We start from the raw sequence: 11568 nt of genomic DNA on the forward strand, positions 1-11568 counted from the left end.
GTCTGACGCCCAACGAATCTGAGCGACTGTACTACTTACAGTCTAATGCTGTGGCCAGTATTAGTTGACCACTACATCTCGGGCATTTTGAAATCGATACGATTTTTGGCAAAGACCGGAAGTCATTCCTGCTGACCACGGTGGATAAAGCCACAAAACAGGTCATTATCCGTAGACTGGCGAATAAGCGCGCAAAGAGCGTCGTGGAGGCGTTCAGCGACATCGTAGCGAATACCTTCTGTGAGTTCAAAACACTGACGGCGGATAATGGCTCTGAGTTCGCGCAGCATAAGCAAATCGCGCAGGTTACCGAAGCAAAAGTCTTCTTTGCACGGCCTTATCACTCTTGGGAACTGGGGGTGAATGAGCACACGAACGGGCTGATACGCCGCTTTTATCCCAAGGGAACGGACTTCAATCAGGTGAGTCATCGAAAGATGACTGAACTCGAACATATCCTCAACACACGAGGGAGAAAATCTCTGGGCTATCGCTTCCCCAATGAGGTATTTTAAACGCACTTACAGGCAGCATAACCCCCTGCCGTTTTGTTGCGTTTCGACTGGGAATAGGCCCTAAAGGGTGGTCGTTTTGCGGTCACCTTTTTTCATTGCGACTATTGCAGGAACAAGTTGCTGATACGTTCACGCCCGAGCGTCGACATCGGGCCATGACCTGCAATAAAGGTCACATCGTCACCCAACGGCAGGAGTTTGTTGTGAATAGAGGCAATCAGGTCGCTGTGGCTGCCCTGAGAGAAGTCTGAACGCCCAACCCCACCGTTAAAAATTACATCGCCAGAAACCAGCAGGCGGCCTGCGTGGTCAAAGAAGACCATATGTCCTGGCGTATGGCCAGGGCACAGCAGGATTTCAAGCGTGGTATTGCCTACCTTTACCGTCTCCCCCTCTTCCAGCCAGCGATCCGGCGTCAGCGGTAGGCAAGTGGCAAAGCCAAACATTTCACTTTGCTTCGGCAACGCGTCCAGCCAGAATTTATCGGCGATATGTGGGCCAATAATGGGTAGCTGATAATGTTGCGCCAGCTCAGCGGCCGCACCAACATGGTCAAGATGGCCGTGCGTTAACAGAATCTGGGTGAGCTTAACGCCCAAATCAGCGACTTCGCGTTTGATTTTTTCCGCATCACCGCCCGGGTCCACCAGCGCGGCTTCGCGAGTTTCCGCACACCAGATCACCGAACAGTTCTGGGCGAACCTGGTGACCGGAATAATGTGATAGTCCATAACTCTCCGATACCGGCCACCACAGGTGCCCGGAATTTAGTTCTACCAGTTCCGGACCGGACCGGTATCAATATGCACAAAGTTACTGTTCGGGTAGTATCCTACACCGCCTGCACGTAGCGAAAGTGCAACTTTGCGAATATTGCTTAACGAAATTCCTTCAATGTGGAAATCCATTGCCTGACCTAGGGTGTGATAGCTGTGCTTTGCCACGCCTATGCTGTGCAAACGCAGCGAGTTGTTGGTGGCCAGCGAACGATAACCGGAGATTAACTGCACGGGTTTACGTGTATCAAGCATGGTCTGCAGGCGGTAAAGCTGATCGAACAGGTGGGGATCTATGTTCTTACTTTTGTTGGCCCGGTAGTCACGGAAAAAGTGATTCAGGCGCGCTAATTGATCCTTGTCATAACTTTTTCCATTGAAAAACTCAGTTTTGAGGCTTTCACCGGTGTTCAGGTTGCTGAGGGTCAGCACACGAGGACGAGCAGTAGAAAGCGAGGCAAAAGCCCGTCTGGGAAGAAGTGCCACACCGAGTGCAGCGCCGCCCAGTGCTAACCACTTACGACGATTTGAGTCAAATTTATCCATGAATCTGTATTACCTAGCTGAAGGATTCGGAACGATGCATTTACTGCACCGTTCGAACTTTACCGGGGGAGAAAATATCCGTCAACTCGGCGCAAAAGAGAGTGACGCAGAGATCGCATTCAATGCCTCTGCGCCAGCCAACTGACCGGAGAGCTCCCCACGGGCGGAACTGCTGGATAATCAACAATTAGAGTAATAATTGACCAGCCTGCGTCAGGATCTGAATGCCTGAACGCGCTGTCATATCATAATTGTAAATATCTGTACGAAATTGCGGCTGGCCATCATCTGCTACCCAAGCGGTCAGGTAATAGAGGTTAACCGGAATGCGGTGGAGGATCGAAACGAAATGCGTTTCGCCCTGTTTCAGCGTGCTGCTGATGCGCGAATCATCCCAGCCCACATCCTGTAACAGCAGGTTAGCGAGATCCGAGGCGCGGTTCACGCGTACGCAGCCTGAGCTGAGCGCACGAATATCTTTCTGGAACAGGCCGTGATTAGGCGTGTCGTGCAGATAGATAGCCTCCGAGCTTGGCATATTAAACTTGTAGCGCCCTAACGAGTTGGTGGCCCCCGGAGCCTGGCGAATGCGATACGGGAACGAGGCCGCCGAAACCATACTCCAGTCAATCATCGAGGGGTCGATCACCTGCGCATCGCTATTCCAGCCTGACAGCAGCGTGTAGCCGTGTTTGTACAGGTACATCGGATCCTGTTTCACCTTCGGCACAATATCTTTGCGCACCAGCGTGGTTGGGACATTCCACGGCGGGTTGAGGACCACATTATTCAGCGCGCTGCGCATCAACGGCGTTTTACGGTCCGGGCGGCCAACGATCACCCGCGAGGATAAAATCTCGCTGCCGTTAACGTAGTAAGCCAAGGAATAGTTCGGGATATTCACCATGATGCCATTATGCATATCATCGGGTAACAGACGCAGACGCTGAATGTTCAGCGCCAACAGCGAAGCACGCTGCTGCTGCGAGACGTTTAGCCACTCGCGGGTGCGCATGCCAATTGCGCCATCCGCTTCCAGCCCCTGCCAGCGCTGGAAGCGTTTCAGCGCCTCAATCAGCTCTGACGTGTAGACATTGTCTCCATTGACCAGGATAGATTCGCCCGGCACGTTACCGAAATTATTCGGCACCGCAGGCGGGGGAATATCTGTGGTGGCAGTAGCGGAGGGGCTAACAACCGCGTTGGTCTCTCTCTGCTGCTGCACGACAGCATCCGGCTGTGTGTTATCATCGTCATGCACCAGCGGCGCATCAACGGCCCTGACCACTTCGGCGGTCGGTTTCGGCGGCTTATTGGCGACAGACATCATGCCGGTGCGCTGTAAAATATCGCGCAGCGCCGGGACATCATCACTCACCTGCCCCGGTCTTAACGTTTGTTTATCACGCAGCTGCGGCCACGGGCGCGCATCCGCCAGCAGGGTTTTCAGCGCCTGATGCATCAGGGCATATTTCGGGTACTGCGGAGCCAAGGACTGCACAAAGCCGCTGAGATTGCCCTGTGCCATGGCGCGCTTCCACTGATTGATGGCCTCCATTGACGGGGCTTCCATTTTGTAAGGGGCATTGCTATACAGCCAGACTTCACCCTTGCTAGGCACGTTGAAGGTGAATTGCAGATAGCCCAGCATAGCATCAGACAGCACAACATCACGCGCCAGCCCGCTGATCTGCGGATCGGTCAGCTGTTTTACCCAATTGGTGAATTGCGGCTGCACGCCGGAAAGCGCAACCTCAGCCAGCTGTTGCTGGAACTGCTGCACGGCCTGTTGATCCTGCCACATCAGGCGCATACCGTTTACGGCATACAGTAAAGTAAGATTCTTCAGATAAAACGGCGTGCTCCCGTGAGGGAAAGCCGCACTGATTTGTGCCTGGCTCTGAACCACGCTAACAGTCGATGACAAAGGTGCGGATAAAGGTGGAATGCCTGCTGCCGCGGGGGACATGTATGTCAGTCCGAACATCAAACAGTAGCCAAGCGCAACGGCCTCAGCGGATAACAATTTCTTCAGCAACATCCCTTGCCCCCTGTGTAAGCCAGCTGAATCAAAGAACAGCAGCAGTTAGTCATTGTTATAAGTATAGAAACAGAAAACGGCATCTGCCTCTTCCGTTGCAAATGCCGTTATTCGGAGTAATCTGGCAGCAGAGATTTTACCACTGCACGCCATCATTTTTTATATCTTTAGTCTAGAATTATGCTTCAGCTTCGGCTCCATTGCTGGTCACCGTCGGCTCGGCAGCAAAGCCGCGCAGACCAACTACATGAACATGCTCAGTATTATTAAACACCTTACGCACCAGCTTATAGGTCGTCCCTTTTTCCGGGCTGATGTTTTCTGGTGCCGCGATAATCAGCTGCATTTCCAGACGGTCACACAGCTCGAACAGCGTGGCGATGGATTTAGCATCCAGACGCGCCGCTTCATCAAGGAACAGCAAGCGGCAAGGCGAGATATCTTTCCCACGCAGGCGGCGTGACTCCTCTTCCCAGCTCTGCACCACCATCACCAGAATGGACATCCCGGTACCGATAGCTTCACCGGTCGACAGCGCGCCACTCTCCGCTCGTAGCCAGCCGTCCGAACCACGGTTAACTTCGACTTCCATTTCCAGATAGTTACGGTAATCGAGCAGCTCCTCCCCGATAGTCTGCAGGGTGCGCTGGCCCATATGGATCTGCGGGTTAAGGCGCTGATAAAGTTTCGCCAGCGCTTCCGAGAAGGTCAGATGATTGCTTTTAAACAGATCCTGATGCTGCTCATGCTGTTCTGACAGGACGTCAAGCAGGGTGGAGTGTGCCTCACGCACGTTAACGTTTAGACGCACACTCTTCACCTGGCCAAAGCTGACGGCCTGCAAGCCCTGGTTCAGCTGGCGGATACGGTTCTGCTCGCGCTGAATGGTTTTACGAATAATGTTCGATACGCTGCGCGAGCTAATCGCCAGCATTTGCTCGCGCGCGGTTAATTCTTCAGTCAGACGATTCAGTTCGATCTCCATCTGCTCAATGGCTTCGACCGGGTCATCCGTGCGGATGATATCCTGACGGATACGCTCGCGCAGGTGCTGATACACGGCGATAAAGAACTGAATTTTATGCTTAGGACGCTTAGGATCTTCCGACAGGCGCAGCACATCGCGCAGGCGTTCGTTATCCGCTACCGCAAGACGCAGCGCACCCAGCGCCTTATCCGACATTGAACGCAGCTCGTCCCCGCCAAGATACGCCAGCTCACAGCGATGCAGACGACGCTCAATGCCGTTGTCTTTCACCAAGCGCAGTACCGCCACCCAGCCCGCTTTGGCACTGACTACCTGCTCGCGGCCCACCTGGTATTCACGCTCTAGGCGGCGCAGTTTTTTCTGCAGAGCATCCATTTCGGCTTCACAGAAGGTCAGCTGTTTTTCCAGCTGATTACGGCGAGCACGATTATTACTCAGGGCGGTATACAGTTCATCACGACACATGCGCGCACGCTCTTCGGCACTGGAGTTTGCCTGTACGCCGATGTCTTGCATCTCCTGCTGAAGCTCTTTCAGAATTTCGCGCCTAGCGTCATGGGAGCTTTTCAGCGTGACCAGCAGCTGAGAATACTGCGTCAGCTGGACCTGATGCTGGCGCAGCTGGTCGCGAGCACGCGCACGGTCGGCTTCGGCATGCGCCAAGCGCTGGCGCAGCTTCTCGTTGAGATCGCTGTTACCGTCGAGCATGCCTGCAGAGTCGGTATAGCCGAAGTGCGCGCGGCGCTGCACCACTTCCGTCAGGGCAAACACCTGCTGACGGGCATCGAGCTGCTGCTGCTGCGCCTGCTGATAATCAAGCTGCAGCTGTTCATGCTGTTCCGGGTCGCTCTGCAACACGGAGAGGATCGGCTCCAGCTTCGCCAGCTGAGCGTCGTGCTGCTGGATAAAGCGTGCCGCCTCCTGCGCTCCATCCAGCTTTTCCAGAATCTCTTCATAACGGTCGCGCAGGGAATCATCCAGCAGCAGGCTGACGCGCGGCATCAGACGGTTAAGCTGAGCTACGCTCTCTTTCGCCTTGTCAAACTGCTGGCGCTGTTGCTGGTTTTCGCTTTCATGGCTGCTCAGCGCACGCTCAACTTCTGTGCGGCGGTTGTTTAGCAGGCGCATTTCCGCTTCCGGATCGGACTCAAAGGCCACACCGAGGTGGCTGCCGATAAAGCGGCTGAAGGACTGGTGCAGACGTTGGGTTTTTTGCACATCAAACGACAGTGTGGCGTAGCGCTCGGCCAGACCTTCCCGCTCGGTTTGCAGCAGCTCTAGCTGATTCTCACGAGCCGCGCGGCCAAACAGCGGCACTTTCGGGAAGCGTGAATAACGCCACTGGCGATCGCTGGCCTTGACCACCACTGCTTTTTCCAGCTCTTCAACGTTGAACACGCTGTCATCGAACGACTGAGAATCCCCTTCAATCAGATAGAGCTCATCCGGGCAGTCATCCATGGCGTCGAGCAATTCACGTACCAGCGACAGGTCCGGGACGACAATTCCATGGCATGCTGGGCCGTACAGCGCGGAGAAGTACGGCGCATCGTCGATGGTGACATCATCATAAATTTCGGACAGCAGCACGCCGCCAAAGTGCTCAGCTAGGGTGTTAAGACGTGCGTCTCCAGCACCGCTAGGCTGGCTGAGGCGCTTGATCTGCTGCTCAATATCACGCTTGCGGGCAGAGACTTCATAACGCTCAACCGTGGTTTCGCGCTCTCGCTCCAGCAGCTGCTGCATGAATTCTGTAACCTGCTGGCTGTTTTCCAGCGCCTGGCCTGTCTGCCCCCTAAGCTGGGAGATGATCTCCTGCGCAGCCATCCACTGCGGCGCTTGTTTAGTCAGGCGGGCGATACGCTCGCGCAGCTGTTCCAGCTCTTGGCGCATGTTCATGCGGCGCTCACCGGCATCGGAGACGCTGTCGTTCAGCTGCTCAATCTGAGCTTCCAGCTTATACTGCAGGGCTTCCAGCTCTTCAGCATCAACCTGCTTACCGTGGCGCTTGCAGAACTCGCTTAGCAGGCGCTCGGCATCCTGCTGTTCGCGCAGGCGCTGTTCAAGTTCGTTGATGCGGGTACGCAGCGGCTGCAGCTGTTCAGCGTGATAGCGCTGGTTAACCGCATCACGCAGCAGATCGCGACCGACCTGCCAGGCTTCGCTACGGCTGACCGGCCCAGCAATTTTGGTTACCAGCTTGAAAGCCTGTTCAAACTGGCTATGTGCGGCCTGCGTCACGCTCATTTTCTGCTCCAGCATCAATAGGTTACTTGTCTCTTCCTGCTCTTTGGCTTGGAAAGTTTCCTGCCACTCTTCAGCATTATCAACGCTGAGGTCGCTTAGCTGGCAGATCTCTTTCGCCCGCTGCAAAGCGGTCAATGCCTGCTGGTATTGGATAGCGCGGGTCTGCTGCACGTCCAGCGCCTGCTGATAGTCAGCCAGCTGGCTTTTCAGCTCGTCAACTTCCAGCTCCGCCGCTTCGCAGCGCGCTTCGTTTTCTTCCTGCAGCTCACGCGCCTCAGCCACCACTTCGTTCTGCTCTTCCAGACGGAAGGTCAGCTCTTCGAGATCGGCATCATAGCGGTCAATTTTTTCCTGCTGACGCAGCGCGGTTTGCACCAAGTTGAGGTGATCGCTGGCGGCCTGATAATCGGTTTCTAGATCGCTTTCTGCACCGTTATACTCGGCCAGCTCACGCGCTATCTCAACCGAACGATACTGTTCCGCGGCCAGCTGCTTACGGCTGGTGAACAGGTCGTTACGCACCACCATGGCAGCGTCGAGGTGAATGCGGCGCTCGTTAGCATGGCGCATATAGTCTGCTGCCACGTAGCTGGTCGCTTCGGAAATCAGGTGCTTAAACAGGTCGCGGTCGGACTGGGTAACGCGGATCGCTTCCAGCGTCATGCGGTTTTCACGCAGCGCTGCTTCCATATCTTGGAAGGCTTTACGCACCCCGCTGTTTTCCGGCAGCAGGTAGTCACGCAGCGAGCGGGTAATCGCGCTGGAGATCCCGCCGTACAGCGAGGCCTCAATCAGGCGGTAATATTTGCTGCGGTCAGCGGCAGAGCGCAAGCGGCGCGCCACGATACCGAGATCGAACATCACCGAGTGGTAGTCGGTAATTGAGTTGTACTGTTTGAACTGTACGCTCTCTCTACTTTCGAATTTGTCCTTCAGCTCACTGAGCGGCAGCACGCGTGCCTGGCGCGCATTCACCGTTTCGGTGAAAATTTCAGTCGGGTTAATCGACGTTGGCAGATCATGAATGCTGAAGGGTTTAATGTCCACTTTGCGGTCGCGGCCGGCAACCTGCTGCAGGCGCACGCCTGCAATCACCCGCTCGTGACGTGAGTTCATCACGTCCAGCGCGGCGTAGCACACGCCCGGGCGCAGCTTACCGTGCAGGCATTTATCGCGTGAACCGGATGTGGCGCCCGCTTCGGTGGTGTTACGGAAGTGCAGCAGCGTCAGGTCGGGGATCATCGCGGTGATAAAGGCCGCCATGGTGGTCGACTTCCCGGCTCCGTTACCGCCCGACAACGTAGTCACCAGCTCGTCGAGGTCAAAGGTACGGGCAAAAAAGCCGTTCCAGTTAATCAGCGTCAGTGAGCGAAACTTTCCACGTTTAATCATTTATCCTTCCTCTCCGACGTCCGGCTGGTTGCGTTCTGCCGTGCTATCGCCGTCGTCGGTTTCATCTGCCAGCGCGAGCCCGCCGTCAAGCTGCATCGCTTCACCGTCACGGATCAGACGCAGCTGCGCTTCACGGGCATCGTCACCGCTGCGCACGTCCGCACCAAAGCGGAACACGGATTCAGTGATACGGAATTTGCTGCTGTCGTTGCCCATAAACCACACCATACCAAGGCGGCGCAGGCGGTTTAATGAGGCGCGCATTTTCTCTTGCAGCTTCTGGCGGTCAAGGTCAGAACCGGTCGAGCGCTGGTTAACCAGCTTCAGCAGCCTGCCTTCATCGGCCAGCGACATCAGCTCATCATGCAGCTCCTGCTGGCTGAAGATCCCTTCATTGGCCAGACGTTCCGGGCTGAGGTAGAGATAGCAGAGAATTTTACCGACCATCATATCCAGCTCGGACAGCACCGAACGCGGGATAAGGGAAGTGGAGCGCGGGCGCAGGTAGAAGAAACCTTCCGGTGCGCGGATCAGCTCCACGTTGTAGCGCGCGTAAAACTCTTCGAGAAATTCCTGATAATCCATCAGGAAAACATGCTGATCTAACTCATCGATGCCGATATGACGGCCTGCACGTAACTGGCTGTCCAGCGCCGGAAAAATCGGGTTAGTCAGGGCTTGGGCCAGCTTAACCGGCATCACTTGTTCAATATTTGTCGATGACATGTGCCTGCACTTTGGCTCCGTAATTATTAATGGTCTGCCACTCAGCGGACAAACCGGAGAAATCTGCTTCGGCCACGCCTAAGCGCACGGCCTGATCGACGACAATTCTCGCCACGTCGAAGTGACGCACGCGCGGGTATTGTGTCAGGTATTCGCGCATCACGGTGCCGAGATCCAGCGGCTTCTGCTGCGCTTTGTAGATAGCCAGCGCCTCTTCAATCATTGCCGCCAGCTGTTCACGGATCTCATTAAACTCTTCGTACTCCAGCTTTGACGGCAGTTCACCGGTGACTTCTTCATTACGCAGCGCCAGCTCTTCATCGCGCATATCGTACAGGCGGTCAGCATTGGCATAGGTGAGCGCCCACGGCATATCAAAATGGTTTTGCACCGAGACGCGCAACCGCTGCGCGAAGACGCGATTTTTATCCATATCGATAGCGGTACGGATAAATTTATGGACGTGGCGATCATAACCAATCCACAGATCGATAGCCTGCTGGCCCCAGCTGATAATACGGTCGAGCTTGTTTTGCAGGTCAAAGACCAGCTTGTCGACAAACCCCAGATCCGGGCTGTTCATCGTCGCATCCTGAATGCGCAGCAGATTGGCCTGTAGCTTATCGCCCGCGGCCTCCAACGTATCCTGCAATTCGCGCAGTGTGCCGGAAGTTTCGTTCAGCAATAGTTCACAGCTGGAGATCGCCGCGCGCCAGTCTTTGTTCAGCAGCTGCGCAATATTGTCTTTTACCGCCTGCTGCTGCTCATCCATGATGCACTGCGTGATGTCGATACTGTCGAAAATTTCCGCCACCGAGTATTTCAGCGGCGCGAATACGTTGCGGTGCCAGTGGAACTCATCGCCATCTTCGGCGGCGGCATCGGCCGCATGCTTCAGCTCACCGGCGACAATCGACAGCTGCATCGACAGGCGCAGCGTGGAGAACTCGCGCTTGCGGATGTAGTAATCGGTAATGCCAATTCCCAACGGCGTCAGGCGATAGATAGCATTACCTTCGGAGTGTTCGCTGGTAAAGCGGTTGATCAGGCGCTGGCGTACCATATCGTTGATGGCATTGTTGGCGCGAACCAGCACCGTTTCGCTGGTCTGCTTAAAGCCATCGCTGACGTGGCGAAAGGCGTCAATCAGCTCGCCTTCTCTCATTTCACCATCCATGCGCTCCCCGTTGAGGGTGGCAATCGCCAGCAAAAAAGCCAGACGTTCGGTCGGCAACGAGACGGAAAAATCATTTTTTCGCGCCCAGGCCACCAGTTCCGGTACAGTCTGAGAAAAATCACTCATAGTTCGTCCTTCTGAATGGGTTTCCGCGCTGTGACGTCGATGTAACGTCCTAAACTTAAAAACAGCTCTTGGCGGCAGTGCTGCTTTTCTAGGGCCAGAATTTCATCAAACCGCTCACTCTGCCTGGTCTTATCACGCAGATAGTCGTAGAAAATCCGGATGCTGGTTTTCGTTTCAATGTTAAAGCCGCACGCCTCAAGCCAGGCGTAAACCTGCTGCGGATCGCGCTGGTAGTCCGGGGACAGAGTTTTCTTTTTGCGTTTGCTCAGGCCTGCCTGCAGATAACCAAAATTGCCCAGCACCACGGTCTGCATCAGCAGGCCGTTGACGTTATAAAACATCAATGACAGCACGCCACCGGGCTTTAGCGCATCATACAAAGCGGCCAGAACCTGCTGCGGTTCGACCACCCATTCCAGCACAGCGTGAAACAATACCAGATCAACCAGCTTATCCAAATGTTGCACGACCTGCTGAACGCTAATTTATTTGAATTGCATATTGCCGCTCACACCTTTTTCCAGCGCTAAGCGGCTGGCGCGGCCGATTATCTCTTCCGATAAGTCACACAGCAGCACCCGATGACCACACTCTGCCATGCCGCAACCGGTCTGCCCTTCCCCCCGCCCGCATCGAGCACCGCAAGCGGCCCCGCCGGAAAGGTGCTCGGTAGCGCGTCGAGATCCTGCCAGAGGATCACTTAGAGAATGCGGCTCTTGGTGATGTCGCGGTAGGGATACCCGTTACCGGATACCCCCGCACAGATACCGGCGTGCGCTATTTACGCACCGGGCTCCTGCCTCGGGTGTCTGGCGGTGAACCGCTCTACAGGCCATGGATGAAGAACCCGAACCTTCGGTAGCCATGCGGCTGCCAGCCTGTTAGCTTTCATCCATGTCGTATCATCCTGCTGGCATTTCTGCGCCCGACGCCAGAGATCTGTTACGTATTTCCTGAACTTCAGCATGGTGGGATAGTTGCCGCCCATACCCAGTCGAAACGCAATAAAGTGACCCACTGACCAGCCCCGGATA

General features: G+C 55.2%; 6 protein-coding genes and 3 pseudogenes. 1 reads left to right on the forward strand and 8 read right to left on the reverse strand.

Features of this window, described 5'->3' with window-relative positions; translation table 11 throughout:
• Nucleotides 1–89 precede the first annotated feature (89 nt).
• A pseudogene (locus BBW68_RS00410) lies at nucleotides 90–515 on the forward strand (IS30 family transposase); the annotation flags it as partial.
• Between the two features lie 101 nt (nucleotides 516–616).
• On the opposite strand, the gene BBW68_RS00415 reads toward BBW68_RS00410, so the two are convergent.
• The 8 genes and pseudogenes from BBW68_RS00415 to BBW68_RS00450 all read right to left on the reverse strand — a co-directional run.
• Nucleotides 617–1246 carry an MBL fold metallo-hydrolase gene (locus BBW68_RS00415; protein WP_070133540.1) on the reverse strand — a complete coding sequence of 210 codons (630 nt, stop codon included), beginning with the start codon at nucleotides 1244–1246 and terminating at the stop codon, nucleotides 617–619.
• A gap of 42 nt (nucleotides 1247–1288) precedes the next feature.
• A complete protein-coding gene (mepK, locus tag BBW68_RS00420) occupies nucleotides 1289–1837 on the reverse strand; it encodes a peptidoglycan L,D-endopeptidase MepK (protein ID WP_070133541.1) in 549 nt (182 codons plus the stop codon).
• 187 nt (nucleotides 1838–2024) lie between these two features.
• Entirely contained in the window at nucleotides 2025–3878 is a 1854-nt protein-coding gene (gene ldtD, locus BBW68_RS00425; protein WP_070133542.1) for a L,D-transpeptidase, read from the reverse strand.
• 178 nt (nucleotides 3879–4056) lie between these two features.
• A complete protein-coding gene (gene mukB, locus BBW68_RS00430) occupies nucleotides 4057–8505 on the reverse strand; it encodes a chromosome partition protein MukB (RefSeq protein WP_070133543.1) in 4449 nt (1482 codons plus the stop codon).
• Nucleotides 8506–9231 (reverse strand): chromosome partition protein MukE, encoded by a 726-nt coding sequence (gene mukE, locus BBW68_RS00435; RefSeq protein WP_083264702.1) that lies wholly within the window; start codon nucleotides 9229–9231, stop codon nucleotides 8506–8508.
• Entirely contained in the window at nucleotides 9212–10534 is a 1323-nt protein-coding gene (gene mukF, locus BBW68_RS00440) for a chromosome partition protein MukF (RefSeq protein WP_070133545.1), read from the reverse strand. The genes mukE and mukF overlap by 20 nt, the downstream gene beginning before the upstream one ends.
• Nucleotides 10527–11231 (reverse strand): annotated as a pseudogene (locus BBW68_RS00445) (methyltransferase domain-containing protein); the annotation flags it as partial. The gene mukF and the pseudogene BBW68_RS00445, both read right to left, overlap by 8 nt.
• Nucleotides 11232–11315: 84 nt before the next feature.
• Nucleotides 11316–11568, reverse strand: a pseudogene (locus tag BBW68_RS00450) (hypothetical protein); the annotation flags it as partial.

It is taken from the genome of Candidatus Erwinia dacicola (assembly GCF_001756855.1).
Taxonomy (GTDB): domain Bacteria; phylum Pseudomonadota; class Gammaproteobacteria; order Enterobacterales; family Enterobacteriaceae; genus Erwinia; species Erwinia dacicola.

Bases quoted from the DNA above. Each gene is read 5' to 3' on its own strand.
- mepK (WP_070133541.1), bottom strand. From the start codon at position 1,837: ATGGATAAATTTGACTCAAATCGTCGTAAGTGGTTAGCACTGGGCGGC.
- ldtD (WP_070133542.1), bottom strand. From the start codon at position 3,878: ATGTTGCTGAAGAAATTGTTATCCGCTGAGGCCGTTGCGCTTGGCTAC.
- mukB (WP_070133543.1), bottom strand. From the start codon at position 8,505: ATGATTAAACGTGGAAAGTTTCGCTCACTGACGCTGATTAACTGGAAC.
- mukF (WP_070133545.1), bottom strand. From the start codon at position 10,534: ATGAGTGATTTTTCTCAGACTGTACCGGAACTGGTGGCCTGGGCGCGA.
- mukE (WP_083264702.1), bottom strand. From the start codon at position 9,231: ATGTCATCGACAAATATTGAACAAGTGATGCCGGTTAAGCTGGCCCAA.
- BBW68_RS00415 (WP_070133540.1), bottom strand. From the start codon at position 1,246: ATGGACTATCACATTATTCCGGTCACCAGGTTCGCCCAGAACTGTTCG.